General features: G+C 69.0%; 15 protein-coding genes. 8 read left to right on the top strand and 7 right to left on the bottom strand.

The window, feature by feature from the left end; genetic code table 11:
• Positions 1 to 95: 95 nt before the first annotated feature.
• Positions 96 to 407: a hypothetical protein gene (locus Pmi06nite_RS26335; RefSeq protein ID WP_203955807.1), complete on the bottom strand. Its 312-nt coding sequence runs from the start codon at positions 405 to 407 to the stop codon at positions 96 to 98.
• Between the two features lie 95 nt (positions 408 to 502).
• Positions 503 to 3,307, bottom strand: coding sequence for an ATP-binding protein (locus Pmi06nite_RS26330; protein ID WP_203955806.1), 2,805 nt, complete (start codon positions 3,305 to 3,307; stop codon positions 503 to 505).
• A gap of 103 nt (positions 3,308 to 3,410) precedes the next feature.
• Between Pmi06nite_RS26330 and Pmi06nite_RS26325 the strand changes: the two genes are divergently transcribed.
• The 3 genes from Pmi06nite_RS26325 (at position 3,411) to Pmi06nite_RS26315 (ending at position 6,105) form a co-directional block, all read left to right on the top strand.
• A complete protein-coding gene (locus Pmi06nite_RS26325) occupies positions 3,411 to 4,097 on the top strand; it encodes a hypothetical protein (protein ID WP_203955805.1) in 687 nt (228 codons plus the stop codon).
• 188 nt (positions 4,098 to 4,285) lie between these two features.
• On the top strand, positions 4,286 to 5,659 hold the full coding sequence (locus tag Pmi06nite_RS26320; protein ID WP_203955804.1) for a PASTA domain-containing protein: 1,374 nt from the start codon (positions 4,286 to 4,288) through the stop codon (positions 5,657 to 5,659).
• Between the two features lie 77 nt (positions 5,660 to 5,736).
• The gene (locus Pmi06nite_RS26315) at positions 5,737 to 6,105 is read left to right on the top strand and encodes a hypothetical protein (protein WP_203955803.1); all 369 of its coding nucleotides are present in this window, start codon (positions 5,737 to 5,739) and stop codon (positions 6,103 to 6,105) included.
• 56 nt (positions 6,106 to 6,161) lie between these two features.
• Here the strand turns inward: Pmi06nite_RS26315 and Pmi06nite_RS26310 are convergent, their stop codons facing one another.
• On the bottom strand, positions 6,162 to 6,713 hold the full coding sequence (locus tag Pmi06nite_RS26310) for a helix-turn-helix domain-containing protein (RefSeq protein ID WP_203955802.1): 552 nt from the start codon (positions 6,711 to 6,713) through the stop codon (positions 6,162 to 6,164).
• Between the two features lie 36 nt (positions 6,714 to 6,749).
• Between Pmi06nite_RS26310 and Pmi06nite_RS26305 the strand changes: the two genes are divergently transcribed.
• Complete coding sequence (locus Pmi06nite_RS26305) at positions 6,750 to 8,114, top strand: alpha/beta hydrolase (RefSeq protein WP_239114217.1); 1,365 nt, start codon at positions 6,750 to 6,752, stop codon at positions 8,112 to 8,114.
• 44 nt (positions 8,115 to 8,158) lie between these two features.
• Here the strand turns inward: Pmi06nite_RS26305 and Pmi06nite_RS26300 are convergent, their stop codons facing one another.
• Positions 8,159 to 9,247: a hypothetical protein gene (locus Pmi06nite_RS26300; RefSeq protein WP_239114216.1), complete on the bottom strand. Its 1,089-nt coding sequence runs from the start codon at positions 9,245 to 9,247 to the stop codon at positions 8,159 to 8,161.
• Positions 9,248 to 9,430: 183 nt separating this feature from the next.
• Between Pmi06nite_RS26300 and Pmi06nite_RS26295 the strand changes: the two genes are divergently transcribed.
• From Pmi06nite_RS26295 to Pmi06nite_RS26280, 4 genes are all read left to right on the top strand, one after another.
• A complete protein-coding gene (locus tag Pmi06nite_RS26295; RefSeq protein WP_203955801.1) occupies positions 9,431 to 9,709 on the top strand; it encodes a hypothetical protein in 279 nt (92 codons plus the stop codon).
• 224 nt (positions 9,710 to 9,933) lie between these two features.
• Positions 9,934 to 10,470 carry a SixA phosphatase family protein gene (locus tag Pmi06nite_RS26290; protein ID WP_203955800.1) on the top strand — a complete coding sequence of 179 codons (537 nt, stop codon included), beginning with the start codon at positions 9,934 to 9,936 and terminating at the stop codon, positions 10,468 to 10,470.
• Positions 10,471 to 10,527: 57 nt separating this feature from the next.
• Complete coding sequence (locus Pmi06nite_RS26285) at positions 10,528 to 10,914, top strand: tautomerase family protein (RefSeq protein WP_203955799.1); 387 nt, start codon at positions 10,528 to 10,530, stop codon at positions 10,912 to 10,914.
• A gap of 392 nt (positions 10,915 to 11,306) precedes the next feature.
• Positions 11,307 to 12,674: a threonine/serine exporter family protein gene (locus Pmi06nite_RS26280; RefSeq protein ID WP_203955798.1), complete on the top strand. Its 1,368-nt coding sequence runs from the start codon at positions 11,307 to 11,309 to the stop codon at positions 12,672 to 12,674.
• A gap of 52 nt (positions 12,675 to 12,726) precedes the next feature.
• On the opposite strand, the gene Pmi06nite_RS26275 is transcribed toward Pmi06nite_RS26280, so the two are convergent.
• The 3 genes from Pmi06nite_RS26275 to Pmi06nite_RS26265 all read right to left on the bottom strand — a co-directional run bounded on the left by Pmi06nite_RS26275 (position 12,727) and on the right by Pmi06nite_RS26265 (position 15,585).
• Positions 12,727 to 13,947: an MFS transporter gene (locus tag Pmi06nite_RS26275; protein ID WP_203955797.1), complete on the bottom strand. Its 1,221-nt coding sequence runs from the start codon at positions 13,945 to 13,947 to the stop codon at positions 12,727 to 12,729.
• Between the two features lie 186 nt (positions 13,948 to 14,133).
• Positions 14,134 to 15,192 (bottom strand): anthranilate phosphoribosyltransferase, encoded by a 1,059-nt coding sequence (gene trpD / locus Pmi06nite_RS26270; RefSeq protein WP_203955796.1) that lies wholly within the window; start codon positions 15,190 to 15,192, stop codon positions 14,134 to 14,136.
• A gap of 177 nt (positions 15,193 to 15,369) precedes the next feature.
• A complete protein-coding gene (locus tag Pmi06nite_RS26265; RefSeq protein ID WP_203955795.1) occupies positions 15,370 to 15,585 on the bottom strand; it encodes a hypothetical protein in 216 nt (71 codons plus the stop codon).
• Positions 15,586 to 15,677 lie beyond the last annotated feature (92 nt).

Here is a 15,677-nt window from a genome sequence, read left to right as displayed (position 1 = left end):
TCGGCCTTTCGAATGGCGTGTGAGCGGACGGTCGGCGGCTGAGGTACGCGAGGAGGACCGATACGCCGTGGGCCGGTGGCGCACTCGGCGCGGGTTCAGCGAGTAGGGCTGTCCGGGTGCACCACGTCGGCGACGACGTCGACGGTGGTCAAAACTGTGCTGACGACGCCGACCCGGGCGGCCTGCCGGGTACCGCTCTCGACAAGTGCCTTGAATCTGTCCGCCGACTCCAGATCGTCGAAAACGGCCGTCGTGTGACTCCTGCCGCTCTCCGGATCGTGCATCCAGTAGCCGGTCAGAAACCCGGGCTGGCGCGTGACGAGCGGGATGATCTCCTCTCGCAGCAGGCGATGCTGCTCGTCGTGCCAGGCCGGGTCCACCGTCCAGATTCCGATCACCGCATGCATCACGCCGGATCCTTCCTCGCCGCTCGATCGACGCCATCGGTCAGGCTAGGCGCCGCGATGCCGGCGGCCATCCGGGGGATCACTCAGGCCGGTACTCAGCCGGTGTGCCTGCGCGCGGTGTACCAGGCGGCGACGCCGGCACGGGAGTCGAAGCCGAGCTTGGTCAGGATGTGTGTGACGTGGTTTTCCGCCGTGCGTTCCGCCATGCGCAGGCGGTGGGCGATCTGCCGGTTGCTGAGCCCCTCGGCGACCAGTTCGGCGACCTGTTCCTCGCGTGGGGTGAGGACGCCCGCGCGTCCCCGGGCTTCGTGCAGCGTCTCGGCGTCGGCCAGCAGCGACGGCATGCCCAGGCGGCGGGCGATCCGCAGCGCGCCCTCGAGATGCTCGTCGGCGGACGCGCTCGCGCCCGCGCCCGCACCGCTCGTGCCCGCGCCGGGCGCCGGGTGCAGCCGCAGCAGCCTGGCCAGTTCCAATCGGGTGTACGCCTCGTACGGCCCCGCGTCCATCGCCTGGCAGGACGCCAGTGCGGCGTGCAGATGTTCCCCTGCCGCCTCCCACCGCCGCAGGAGCGTCGCGAGCATGCCGAGATACAGCGACACGGGGCCGGAGCTCGGGGTGTGCGCCGTGGGGGCGACCTGCCGGTCTGCGTACGGAAGCAGGGCCTCGTAGACGGCCGCGGCCGTGACGTGGTCGTCGAACGCGACGCAGAGCTGGGCGTTCCCGGCCCCGGAGACGATCCACTCCGGTGCGTCGCGGGGGAAGGCGGCCAGATGTGGGGTGATCGCTTCCCACAGCGCCTCGGCGTCGTCGCGTCGCCCCATGCCGGCGAGCACGAGCGCGTGCCAACTTCGCGCCAGATACGGGCCCGTCTCCACGAACCCGCGCACAGCGGCCTCGACCTGGTCGAGCCCCGCCCCGTTCTGCAGGCCCATATGCGAGCGGAAGACCAGGTGGACGAACGCCGCGCCCTCGTGGCCGCCGCGTAATCCGATCGCCAGCGCCTCTTCGGCCAGCCCACCCGCCTGCTCGAACCGGCCCTCCAGCAGGGCCACCGCCGCCTGCGTCGAGGTGAGCCTCCACCACCACAGCGGCTCTCGCAGTTGCGCCACCACGACGCCGAACGCCTTCAGTTCGGTGTCGAGCTGGACGCGCCGGCCCAGCGCCCAGAACGCGTCGAGCCGCCAGGTGTGTCCCCATGCCGCGTATTCATGGTGTCCGGTCTCACGCGCGAGACGGATCGCGCGCTCACCGATCGACAGCCGCTCCAGCACGTGCAGGCCGTCGACCAGCTCGGTGTAGCGCGCCTGCATGGCCAGGAACCGGGCGTCGGGATCGCCGGTCGCCTCGGCCGTCCGCAGGGCGCGCAGGCCCAGGTCGCCCTCGCCGCGTTCGGCGAAGGGGTCCGCCGTGATGACGAGCTGGGCCAGCACCTTCGCCTCGCGCACCTCGTCGGAGCCGTCCAGCAGGGTGAGCGCCTCCCGGCACATCACGTGGATCGCGGCCGTCACCGGCGAGTTGGAGATGCCGCGCAACACGGTCGCGGCGTCCGCGACGACCGCTCCCTCGCCCGTCGCCCGCCCCAGGTCGGCCGCGATCCGGCACGACCGCCACGCCTCCTCGACCGCGCCGGAACGGAACTCGCACCGTGCCAGCTCCAGCAGCAGTTCCGGCTGCTGAGCGGCGCCGTTCGGCAACAGCGTCAGCAGGTCGAGCGCCGCACGGTACTGGAAGGCCGCGTGCTCGTAGGCAAGTTGGGCGCGTGCCCTCGTGGCGGCCGCACGCGTGACCCGCAGCGCCTCCTCCGCGTTGCCGAGCGGAGCGGACTGGCGCAGGTGGTACGCCAGTGCGTCGACCGGGACCTCCTCGGCGCTCATCGACCTGACGACCCCGGCCGCCTGCGCGTGCAGCCGTCGGCGCGCGGCGGTGGGCAGCTCGGCGTACAGCACCTCCTGGGTGAGCACATGTGTGAAGCGCAGGGAATGCCCGTCGGCGCGGATCACCTCCGCCGCGAGTGCGGGATCCAGGAGGTCGAGCGTGTCCTCGACGCTCTCGCCGGCGAGCGCACCCACCGCCTCGCCGGTGAAGTCGCGACCCAGGACCGCGGCATGCCGCAGCAGCCGCCGGGTCGCGGCCGGGAGGCCGTCGAGGCGGCGTCCGACGACATTGCGCACGCCGCCGGGCAGTCCGAGGTCGAGGCTCCCGGCGGTCTCGACCAGCCGCAGCAGCTCCAGCACGAACAGCGGATTGCCCTCGGCACGCTCCTCCACCGTCCGCAGCAGGGCACGCGCCGGGCGGCGCCCCAGCACATGCTCAGCCAGCTCGGCGACCTCGGCAGGGGAGAGGCCTCCCAGGCTCAGGCGGGTGGTGGCCCGCTCCCGGGTCAACGACCGCAGCGCCTCGACCGGCCCCGCGTGCGGGAGCGCGTCTCCGGCGCGATAGAGCCCGATCACGAGCAACCGGGAATCGGCGAGCGCCGCCGTGACCGCCTCCAGCAGCCGTATCGACGCGATGTCCGCCCAGTGCAGGTCGTCGAGGATCAGCACCAGGCCGGCGTCTTCGGCCGCGTCGCGGAGGACTCCCACGACGTCCTCGAAAAGGTGGAAGCGGCTGACCGTCTCCGCTTCCGCCGGGTCGAGCGGCAACGCGGAGGAGTGCCCCAGTTCGCGCAGGATCTGGACCCACGGCTGGTACGCGGGGGCGCCTTCGCCCTCGCGGCAGGCACCCCACACCGTCCGCGCACCGGCATGCCGCGCGAGACGCACGACCGAATGAGCCAGTGCCGTCTTTCCTGCGCCGGCCTCGCCCTCCACCAGGACCAGCGCGCCGCTGCCCTCGCGGGCCGAGGCCACGCGCCTTTCCAGATCTGCCAGCTCCCGGGCCCGGCCGACGAAGACCTCCATTGAGTGATCGTAAACTGCGGGTCCGGAGGCGTGGGGGGTCTGAGTACTTCGCTGAGTGGTTTCCCGGATGGCGCCGCGCCGGCCGTTCCCTACCGTCCGGCATATGAACATCACCTCCACAACCGGGACGAAGCCCGGTTTCGTGCGCGTCTCCGGCCGGTTCTGCCTGGCCGGCGCGGCCGTCGGCGTGCTCGTCGCGCTGAACGGCCTCCTCGTCTCGCCCTCCGTCGGCACCGACCGGTACAGCTACCCGCACACTCCGGGGGCCTTCGCCGTCTCGGAAGGTCTGATCGTCGTCAACCACCTGCTGTTGCTCGCCGGCGTGTTCGGGCTCATCCGCTCCGGCGCCGCCGGCGGCGGTCTGGGACGCGCCGGTTCGTGGACGGCCATGGTGGGTCTCGTGGGGCTGACCTTCTGTGAGGTCGGCGCGATCGTGCTGGCCGACTCCGCGTATCCCACGTCTCAGACCGACGCCCTCGACACGGGCTACGGAATCACCAGCATCCTCATCGGCACCGGGTTCGTCCTGGCCGGAATCGCCACCATCAGGACCAGGCAATGGACGGGATGGGCCGCGTACACCCCGCTGGCCTGCGGCCTGGCGGTCTTCCTGCTCGTCCTGCCCGGCGTCTTCCTGTTCGGCGACGACACCTTCACCGTCGGCCGGCTGACGCTCATGGCCTGGATGCTCGCCTTCGCCGCGCTCGGCCTGGCCCTTGGCCGCCGGGCACCGGTAGCGACCGCCGGCCTTCGTCCCACACAGAGCCCATCGGCTGCGAGTGATCGGTGAAATTCGCCGGCTCCGGCCGGAACCGGGTGCCGACTCCCCGCTGGGGTGGGTGCCAGCACCTGTTCAGCAGGTGCTGGCCCGGTGACAGAACCAGGTGTTGGCACCCATGACGTGGGACTGCCGATCGATCACGATCAGAGGCACGAAGGCGAGCGGGACGTTCACGGAAACAGGCTCAGGGAGGAAACATGCCCCAGACCTACAGGGTTCCTTATCGGGGCTCGGCGACACTCGGGCGCGGTTTCAACGCTCAGACCGGAGAATTCGTCGGTAAGGCACTCAAGGTCAACAGCATGGACAAGCTCGTTCCGGACGGCGCAGATGCCTTTTATGAGACCCAGATCATAGAGTCGTACGACTCTCTCATGCAGAGCCTGGGCCTGTCCGTGGAGGCGAGCGGCCGCTACGGGCTCTTTTCCGCCGAAGGCAAGTTCGGACTCTCGGAGAAGACCAGCTTCAACGAGACCTCGACATTCGTGGTGGCGAGCTGCCGAGTGCAGAACGCATTCGAAATGATCGATGAATGCGAGGTGATGGCGGAGGCGCGCCCCCTGCTTGAAGAGCCGGATAAATGGAAGACCGCGTTCGGGACGTCCTTCGTCCGCGGCCTGCAGACCGGCGGTGAGCTCTTCATCATCCTCCAAAGCACGTCCGCCAGCCAGGAAATGCAGAGCAAGGTGGCGGGCTCGTTTCAGGCGGCGTGTCAAGGATTGGTCGCGTCGACTGAATTCAAAGCCGCTTACACGGCGGCGACGGAGTCGAAGGCGTTCGAATCGAAAGTCACCATACTCATGTACCAACGCGCCGGCCAAGACGAGCAGATCGGCTATATAAATACTCCCGATGAGATCATAAAGCGGCTGAAGGACTTTCCCGCGATCGCGCGCGCCCACCCCGCCGGCTATGAAGTCGAAGTGGCCGACTACAACACGCTCGCGCTGCCGGATGTCAATGACGAGGAAGTCGCCGACCGGGAGGCGTCTCTCACGGACTGTGCCCGGTTGCGCCTGAAATACATGACCCGGCGAAACGAGATCGACTTCGCTCGCGAAAATCGATCGTTCTTCACCGATCTTCCTCCCGACGAAGAACTGGGCGACTTGTGGGAGAGGTATCAGAGGGCGATCGGCGCGGTGCAGCTCCATGCACAGAAGATCGCCGGTCGAAAGATTCCGCCGACCCTGTTCGACCTGTCGGCTCTTCAGCCGCCGCTCGACCTTCCCGTAATCAACTTCCAGCGTGTGAACGTGTCGGCGGACATTCCTGTTCCTCCGTTGGTCGGCGACGCGGTGGACTTCGCCAAGGGCAAGCTCCAATCCTTCGGTCTCAAGTCAGAAAGCCACTACGTCATCGTCGACGAAAATTCGGGCGCTCTCATGGACATGGTGATAGCGCAGGATCCGCCGGAGGGAACAACGGTTCAACCGGGAAGCACGGTCCGCCTGACGCAGAATAAACTGCCGACCAAGTTCTCGGAGCTGAAAATCGTCCGGCGTGAAACCGGTCAGTATCTGATCAATAAGATAAAGGTCAAGGACGGCGTATTCCCGCGTCGTAAGTGACCGGACGGGCTGCCCGAGAGGCGGTCCACCGAAAACGGAACAAGGAGGGAAACCATGAAACGACCAGGGAGTTCGTGATGAGTGAGATGCCCCGCACCGAAGAAGAATGGTTCATGGCCGGCGTCGTATTCGGCTGGCAGACGCCGATGTGCACGGCTGAGGCGCCGGCCCCCCTCGCCGACAACTACCTGGAGGCGTACTTCCGCGGCGTGCAGGCCGGTGGAGAGGCCCGCCTCGCGGCCGCCGACGAAGGAGTGGAAACACCTTCGGAAATGCCGGAGATCGGCCCGACCCCCGGCGGTTCCGTGCCATTGGAGGAGGCTCTGAGCGGACAACGTGAGATCCTCGAGGAACTCTTTCACCAGCACATGCCCCACGTCGACGTCCCCGAATACGAGCCGTGGTATCCGCCTCTCGGCGGAATGATCCAGCAGCCGGTTCCCTGAGACGAACCCGCTTGATCACAAGTTCAACCCGGCCGAGCCCGCGAGATCCGGCCCGCTCAGCCGGTCTCGGGGCCGGTGGACGGCTCCTCGATCGGGAACAGGATCGGGCTGAGCAGGTATTGCGCGCGGTCCGGTGCCGGACGGTTCGCCAGCCGAGGCGCGATCGCACCGCGCAGTTCGCTGATCATCTCAAGGAGTTCGTCCTGGCTGAGCCAGACCGCATGCTGCCGGTAGCCGACGAGGTCTGCCGCCGGGTCGGCGTGGTCTCGGTCGAGGTAGGCGTTGAACTCGGCCAGCAGGGCGGCCATCGCCGCGGCGAATCCGCCTCGATGATCGTCGAGCGTCAATGTCTTGATCGTGTCCGCGTCGATCACCGCCCGGTCCTGACGCAGCCGGTATCGGCGCTCCACCGCGCCCCGTACCCGCCGCTCGTCGGCCACCTCCAGGATTCCCCCGGCGGCGAGCAGGTCGACGTGCCGGTAGACGGTGGCCTTCGAGACGTCGGGAATCCGAGCGCACAGCTGGGAGGTCGTCAACATCCGTCCTCCGCGCATCGCGTGCACGACCCGCAGCCGCACCGGGTGGGCCAGAAGCTCCAAGGTGTCCATTCGCCCACGATCTCATATGTGTTACCTTTCTCAAGCATGAGAATGGATGTGATGGGGATGGCGCCGGAAATCGGGCCGAAGGCGACCGGTGTCGCGGTCGTCGAGATGGCGCGCGACGGACGCTTCGCAGAGATCGAGGATCTGTTCGCGCCTCCACTGCGGGCGGCCGTCACCGCTCAGAGGCTGCAGGCCGCTTGGGCGGCCGAGTTGGGAAAGCACGGATCGGTTTCCGCCATCGGGGAGCCGGAGAGCGAGCCGGGCGAAGCGGGGCTGGTCCGGGTTAGTGTCCCGGTGACCTGCGAGCACGGGGAACTTATGATGATCATGTCGGTCGACCACGTCGGCATGCTGCACGGTTTGCGTCTTGCGCCCGCGGCCACCACGTCGTGGACACCCCCGCCCTACGCCGCCCCGAAGAGATTCGGCGAGTGCGAGGTCACCGTCGGCTCGGGTCCCCTTGCCGTGTCCGGCACGTTGAGCCTGCCGCGTGGGCGCGGCCCACGACCGGGCATCGTGTTGCTCGGCGGAGGAGGGCCGTTCGACCGCGACGCCACCAGCGGGCCGAACAAACCGCTCAAGGATCTGGCGTGGGGGCTGGCCAGCCGTGGTGTGGCGGTATTGCGGTTCGACAAGGTGACCCACACCCACAGCGGCCAGGTGGCGAACGCGCACGACTTCACGATGACCGACGAGTACGTGCCACACGCGGTCGCCGCCGTTCGTCTGCTCCAGGACCAGTCGAGTGTGGACCCCGCGCGGGTCTTCGTCCTCGGCCACAGCATGGGCGGCAAGGTCGCCCCGCGTGTCGCGTCCGCCGAGGCGTCCGTCGCCGGGTTGGTGATCCTGGCCGGTGACGCACAGCCGATGCACCGGTCCGCCGTCCGCGTCGCCCGCTACCTCGCCTCGCTCGATTCCAACCTGATCACGGACGCGGACGTCGAGGCGATCACACGACAGGCGGCGATGGTCGACAGCCGCCATCTGTCTCCCTCCACGCCGGCCGCGGAACTGCCGCTCGGCCTGTGGCCGGGCTCCTACTGGCTGGATCTGCGCGGCTACGACCCGGTGGCGACCGCGGCGGTGCTCGACAAGCCCATGTTCATCCTCCAGGGAGGCCGCGACTATCAGGTGACCGTCGAGGACGATCTCTCACGGTGGAAGGCCGGCCTCGCGCATCGGACGGATGTCACGATCCGCGTCTACGCGGCCGACGACCACCTGTTCTTTCCCGGCACAGGTCCCTCCACGCCGGTGGAATACGAGCCGGCCCAGCACGTCGACCCGGTCGTCATCGCGGACATCGCCGAATGGTTGACCTCAGGCCAAGGGAAGATCACTCGGTTTCTCTCCGGCCTCAAGCGCCTCAGGCGCCTCAAGCGCCCCAAGCACCTCGAGAACTGACCACGCCCAGCGGCGGCTCGCGATGACTGATTCGAGCACGCCGATCAGATGGGCAGGGTCGCGGCCAGCGGCGCGCCGATCTGGATGTCGAAGTACGCCACGAGATCGTCTTTGTCGACGGCGCCCCGATGCGCGTCGATGATCACGATTGTTCCGGCCACGATGCCGGCGAAGCCCGTGCCGGAGCGCCGGGACTGTTCGATGCGCTCGGTGACCGGGCGGCGAACCGCCTCGGTGAGAAAGGTGAGGCCGTGGGGGAACTCCTCGCTGAGCAGGTGTCGTTGCCGCCCCGACTCGATCATGCTGCCGATGCCGAACTGGGCCGAGACGACCTGATCACCGCGGAGGGTGACGCGGAAGTAGCCGTTCGACTGGGGGCGGTTGCAGTTCTGCTGGGGTGGATAGAAGCAGTCGTAGCCACCGGCCAGAAGATCATCAACGGCGGAGCTCATCGTGGTCGCGTAGTGCTCGGATCCGAACGGCCAGCGCCGCACTGAGGTGTCCCGGGCGGTGACGACCAGACCGTTGAGCCCGTCGTAGCTGTAGTCCGCGTGCGTGTCCCGCCAGTCCGTCCGGGGAATCTCGTCGCTCTGCCGCCCCACCTGGGTTTGGAGATCGCGATCGAAGTCGTCGATCTCCTGCCGGGCGCGATCACCGGCGTCGGGCCAGATCGCGGTCAGCGCCGGTGCCGCGGCTGCGGCGACCAGATTGTCCTCTTGGTTCGCCGGCTGCCCGGTGTGCGGGAACCACGCCCAGGCGAGCCGGTCGTCGCGGTCGAGCAGGAACTGCGCCACCTGCGGATGAACGGTGTCCGCCTCGTCGCGGTGACCGATCCGGCACCACAGGGCACGGCCGTCCGCATTGGCTCGAACCTGCGCGCAGAACCAACCGGCCTCCCTCAACGGCCGAGTGAGTGTTCCGGCCGTACCGTCGGTCGGGACCGGCACGGCCTGCGAGTCCTCGCCCGATGCGTCGTGGTCGTAGACGCCGGCGGGCGGCAGCGCCGGAGGCTCGGCCGATCGGGTGCAGCCGGTCAGCATGAGCGGGCCGAGAATCACGATCATCGTGGCGACGGCGATCGTGCGGACGGACGGCCGACGCCGGCGTGTGGTCGTGGAGAACGGGCGGGACACGGGGTTCATCGAAGCCGCTGGATCAGTGATCCGGCAACTTCGGTCATCGGGCGCGGGGGAGGACCTGGCCGGACCGGTTACCTACGCCCTGCACGTCCATGCCTGGAGCGCCACCCGCCGTGTGAGGACCGGAGCCTCTGGGAGATCGTGCAGCGTCGCCCCCTGCACTGACCGTTCTGGGTGATGGTGGTCCCGCTGACGCTGTTCACCTGCTGGACGCCCCTGACGGTGTTGGGGCTGTTGATGGCCGGTGCGTTCTGGTTGTGCCGCCCGCTGTTGTGGTTCCGGACAGGGCCGGGCTTGTCCGCGAAGGTGGGCGCCGGCGCGGTCCGGGGGGTCGTCCAGGCGCTCGCGTTCGCCTGTGGTGTGGCGGCGAACCCGGAAAGTGTGACGGCGACAGTGGCCAGGGCCAGCAGTCGGACGCCGACGATCGTGGCGGCGGATGAGTTCCCTGCACGATGACGACTCATTTCGTCGTGCACCTGCCTCTCGTCCGTCGGCGGTCATCACCTCCGAACGGACATAAAGGACATAAGGGACATAATGCTGCATACCCTGAGGCTGGGTGCCGGCCCCCTGTCTGGCGGTCTACGGCGCAGATGATTGCTCCTTCTTTGTCGTCTGATGTCGGGAAGAGATCATCATTCGGGCGGAGCATCCTCGCGCTGCTGGCTAGTGTCGATGGCATGACCGCCGATACGCCCAAGTCGCTGGTGCTCGTACGGCACGCCAAGTCCGCTTGGCCCGATGTGCCTGATCATGAGCGGCCTTTGGCCGGGCGGGGGCGGCGGGACGCGCCGCTGGCCGGGCAGTGGCTGCGCGACCACGGTCATGTGCCCGACCGTGTCATCTGCTCCACCGCCCAGCGGACCCGCGAGACGTGGGAGTTGGCCTCGGCTCATCTGGACGCCTCGCCGCCCGTCACCTACGACCGGCGGCTGTACGGCGCGGATCTGCGGCAGTTGCTCGATGTCGTGGCGGAGAGCGGCGGTGATGTCGGCACGCTGCTTCTGGTCGGGCACGACCCGGGCCTGCAGGAATTGATCCTTCACCTCGCAGGTGATCGCGCCGGGGACGCCCTGGAGCGCGTGCGCGTCAAGTTTCCCACCGGCGCGATCGCGACTCTGGCGATCGCATCCCCATGGGCCGAACTCGGCGCGGGTTCGGCGGAGCTGACCGAATTCGTCGTCCCGCCGCGGCACGGTCGCCCGCATCACTACTAGGTCGTGTTTCCTGGATCTTGGTTCGTCATCTCGGGCAGTACGGTGCAGACTGGGCAAATGGCTCAGATCAAGGTCTATGGGCGGCGCGATGCATGGGCGGGGAAGCAGCGGAGGATCTCTGATCTGCTGCAGGAGTGCCTGGAGTCGGCGTGGAGGCTGCCGTCGGACAAGCGGTTCCACCGCTTCCTGCTGCTCGACCCCGAGGACATGATCTGCCCGCAACGAAGTGACCGCTATCTGATCATCGAGGTCCTGTGCTTCACGGGTCGTTCCGACGACGCCAAGCGTGAGCTGATCCGTACCGTGTATGAACGGCTGGCGCCGGGCCTCGACCTGCCCGTCGATGACATCGAGCTCACCATTGTCGAGATGCCGAAAGCGAACTGGGGAATCCGGGGCGTTTCGGCGGATGAGTTGTCGCTCAGCTACCCCGTCAATCTGTGAAAGACCCCGTTGGGCACGGGTAGGTGAGACTTTTCCCCTGACCACGTGACGGGGTCGCGGAGCCAGATCTTGATGGTGCTGACCTGGGCTGGTCAGCTTGGTGATCGGGCGGCAAGGAAACACGCCCTGGCCCCGGGTCCGACGACCGATCCCCCCGTCGATGCCAGCGCCGCGTGGGGGAGGCCGCCCCTTTATATACCACTGGTACGGTTTGCACAGAAATAGGCAAATAGGACGATTGCGGGCGGAATGACGGATAAGCGGGACGCCCGTCTGGCGCTTCTGGACAAAGCTTCGCCAGGACGATCAGCACACCGGGTTCGGAATGACAGGGACGGCGCGGAGAGCGGATTCGTGGCACTCCAGCGGCTCTTCGACGAGAGCGTGAGCCGATGACCGTTGTAGACGGGCCGAAGGCCTCGGGGCAGGCGGGGGAGCCGTCTGCGCCGGCGGGCGAGGAGGCCAGCGAGATCATGCTGATCGTCTTGCGCATGGGCGAGTTGTTACTGAGAAGCGGAGCACCCGCGGCCGACGTGGTGGCCACGATGACGGAGGTCGCCGAGTCCCTCGGGCTGCGCGACTGCGCGGCGGACGTCACCTCCGGCTCGATCGTCCTGTCCTACAGAAGCGGTCCGCGGGCGGTGCCGCTGACCGAGATCAGGGTCGTCCGCGCCGCCGTTCTGGGTTATGCGCGCATCGAGGCCCTGCACCGCCTCGCCGAGCAGATCAGAGGCGGGCGGGTGGACATGCCCGCGGCCTCGGCCCGCCTGGGCGAGATCGAGGCCGCGCGGCCGGCTCATCCCGCGTGGCAGGTCACCCTGTCGTGGGCGTGCCTCGGCGGATTCTTCACCGTGATGCTGGGTGGCGGGCCGGTGGTGTTCCTGGCCGCCGCCGCGGTGACCGCGTTCATCGACCGCGCCGGTCGCCGGCTGTCGCGCCGTGGTGTCCCCGCCTTCCACCAGGCGGTACTCGGCGGAGCGGTCGCCACCGCAGTCGCGACCGGGCTCTTCCTCTCCGGGGGGACGACCCAGGCGCCGCTCGTCGTCGCGGGCGGAATCGCGATGTTGCTGCCCGGCCTGTCGTTCGTCGGGGCGGTGCAGGACGCCATCGCGGGCTATCTGGTCACCGCCGCGGCGCGGGCGATGGAGACCGCGGTGGTCGTCGCCGCGATCGTGGCCGGGGTGGGAACGGTCCTGTACGCCGCGGTGCGTTACGGGCTGCGCGTCCCTCAGGTTCAGCCGGACGGATTGACGCCGCACGGTTGGGCCGGACTCGCGGTGGAGATTCCGGCCGCGATGATGGTCTGCGTCTGCTTCGCCTTCTGCGTCCAGGCGACGCGTTGGAACATGCTCACCGCCGGATTGGCGGGGGCGGTGGGCTGGACGGTCTACCTGGTGCTCACGCAGGAGTACAGCCTCCCGTCGGCTCTGGCCACCGCTGTCGCCGCGGTCGTCGTCGGGCTCGGTGGCCATGCCTTCGCGCGCCGCACCAACGGCACGGCGCTGCTGCACACCGTCGCGGGCATCGTGCCGCTGGCCCCCGGTTACACCATCTACCGGGGCCTGCTTCAACTCAGCCACGGCCAGGCCGGGCCGGGATTCCTGGCCATCGGGCAGGCCGCCGCCATCGGCCTGGCGATCGGAGGCGGTCTGACACTCGGTCAGGCGATCCTCAACCGGCCCGCGCGTGCGGTCCCGCAAGTCGAGAAGGCGCCCAGCGGTTCGGGACGGCGACGCCTGATCGGCGGCCGCCGGCGGTGAGCCTCGGCCGGCGACCACCGTCCCACGTTCAGTGGTGCTGGATCGTGCCGGGTCACGCTTGTGGCGCGGCGACGGCGTCGGGGGGCAGGCGGCGAGACAGGTGAAGCATCCCGAGGCCGGCCGACGCGAGCATGGTGGCGAGCGTCAGCCACAACAGCGGCGGCGCCGTATCGAGCAGGACCGAGAAGCCCGCGGGCGCGAAGACGGCCGCCAGCGCCCAGGTCTGCTGGTAGATCGCCAAGTAGCGGCCCCTGAGCGCGGGGGGCGCCGTTGCCGTCGTCAGGGCCCACGAAGGGGTGGTGTGCATGAGTTCGCCGAGGGTGAAGACGAGCGTGGCCACCACGAGACCGCAGACGCGCGGCAGCACGGGCGGAACAAGCGCCGTCGCGGCGTACGCACCGCACGCGACGATCAGGACCGCCCCGCCCAGCGCCATGGCGTGCGTACGGCGGGCGTTGCGCTGCCACCGACGCACCGCGAGTTGTCCCGCGGCCACCAGGATCGTGTTGAGGGTGTACAGCAGGCCCAGGAGTGAGGCCGGGGCGCCGAGTATCGCGACCGCGTATATCGGCAGCGCGACCGGGAGGATCATGTGCGCCAGCGTGAACGCCTGCTCGGCCGCCACCAGGCCGATGAACGGCCGGTCCGCGAGCACCCGCCGGTAGCCTCCTCGCCGCCGTGGGACGGTCTCAGCCGGCGCGTGCCGTCCCGAGCGGATCAAGCACCCCGCGGCCACGACGAAGCTGGCCGCGTTCACCAAGGCGATGAGCATGAACCCCGTTCCGCCGGCGAGCGACACCGCACCCGCCGACATCAGGCCGCCCAGCCCGAAGGCGACGTTCCTGGTGGTCGCCACGAGCGCGTACAGCCGGTCCCGGGCCGCCCCCTCGGCCAGGACTGAGATGTAGCTGCCAGAGGCGGGGTAATAGGCGCGGTCGCCCACCGCGACCACGGCGGCGACGGCGATCAGGGCGGCGAAGCCGTCCACGAACGGGTAGGCGGCGAAGCCCAGCGCGCGGAGCACATAGGTGGCGATCAGCACGCGGCGTGCGTCGAACCGGTCGATGAACGCACCGGCCACCGGATTCGCGGCCAGTCCCACCACGGCCGCCGCCGTCACCCCCAGGCCGACCGTGGTCAGGGGAAGACCGGTCACCTCGTGGATGAACAGCAAGGTGAGCGGAACGTAGATCCCGCTGCCAAGCGCGTCGACGAACATTCCGACGACGAACGGCCGTGCGCCCGAGACGCGCTGTATAGACGTGATTGACACGACGAACGAGTATCCGCAGGCGAGGGCCGGAGTGGATCAGGCGGCGGCCCTGGACGATCTGAGTCCATCGGCCTAGGTCGAACGATCGAACCCGCCTTCATGAGGCGACTCGCCGAGAAGGCCGAGGATCAGCCGACCGCGCCCATCACCCGCCTGAGCGCAGGCGCGGGCCGGCCGATCTGGACGTCAGGGCCGCCGGTCGGCCAGGGACGACGCGAGCTTCAGCCAGTTCTCCAGAGTGGTGGTGGCGCCGCCGCTGTCGACGGCGCGGCGCGCCTCTTCCAGGCCGGTCGCGAAGGCGTCATGGAGGCCTCCGCCGAAGCCGCGGTGGGCGGCGAGGGCTCCGGCCGCGTTGGCGAGGACGGCGTCGCGGGCGGCGCCCGGCTCGCCGGCCAGGACCCGGTGGACGACCGAGGCGTTGTAGGCGGCGTCACCGCCGCGGAGTGCCTCCGGTGCGCTGCGCGCGAGCCCGAAGTCGGCGGCGTCCAGCGTCTCCTGCCTGACGCCGTCGCCGCCGGCGATCCAGACGTCGGTGGGTGCCGCGGTGGTGATCTCGTCCAGGCCGTCCTGTCCGCGCACGACCAGGGCGCCCGCGCCCCGCTCGGCGAGGACGCTCGCCAGGACCGGGGCGAGGGCCGAGTTGGAGCAGCCGACAAGGGCGGTGCGGGGACTGGCGGGGTTGGTCAGCGGCGCCAGGTAATTGATGGCGGTCGGGACGCCGAGCGCCTTGCGCACCGGACCGGCGTGACGCAGCCCGTGGTGGAAACGCGGGGCGAAGGTGAAGCCGATGCCGACCTCGCGCAGGCACCGGGTGATGTCGTCGGGGGTGAGGTCGAGTGAAAGGCCCAGGGCCTCGAGGACGTCGGCGGAGCCGGCCTTGCTGGACACCGACCGGCCGCCGTTCTTGACGACCGGCACGCCGGCGGCTGCGACGACGATCGCCGCCATGGTGCTCACGTTCACGGTGTGGGCGCCGTCGCCGCCGGTGCCGACGATGTCGACGACGTCCGCGCCGTCGACGGGGAGGGGGATGACCCGTTCCATGAGGGCGTCGAGCATTCCGCGGAGCTCTGCGGTGCTCTCACCCTTGGCCCGCAGGGCGACCAGGAATCCGGCGAGTTGGGCGGGGTCGGCCGCGTCGTCCATGACCCGCCGCATGGCCCATCGGGTGTCGTCCGCGGTGAGATCCTGCCCGCGCAGGAGTGTCGCGAGCAGATGTGGCCAGGAGCGGGCGGGCTCAGTCACTGAGATCCTCTCGATACGACTGTGGACTCACCGGCGAGCGGTGTCGCCACTCACCGACGAAATCTACCGGGGGACACATGGGGGACCACACATCATGGAGCAATGCTCAAGACCTGTGGATGACGACGGCTCCACGCGAGACAGCTCCCTGATCGACGAGATCGTGCGCGAGGGTGGTTACTGGTCCGGGTCGGCGATCTCGATGGTGAACAGAGGGTCTTCCAGCGGGCCCGACGCTTCGTTCCACTTCCCGGCGTCGAGCGTCAGGATCGGACAGATCGCAACATCGGCGATGGCTGCGACGTGCGCGTCCCACGGGCTGAGTCCGGTCCGGCCGATCAGGTCAGCGATCTTCGCGGCCTGCTCGATGCCCTCGAGCGGCGCGATCTCCACGCTGTCGAACGCCGCCAGGCCGGCCAGGAGGGCGCATCGATGAGATCAGGTGGCTACGCCACCAGCTGGACGCCGCTCGACGGAGCGCACCG

The sequence above is a fragment of the Planotetraspora mira genome (genome assembly GCF_016863275.1).
Lineage (GTDB): Bacteria > Actinomycetota > Actinomycetes > Streptosporangiales > Streptosporangiaceae > Planotetraspora > Planotetraspora mira.
This window is presented reverse-complemented; position numbering and strand designations above follow the sequence as displayed.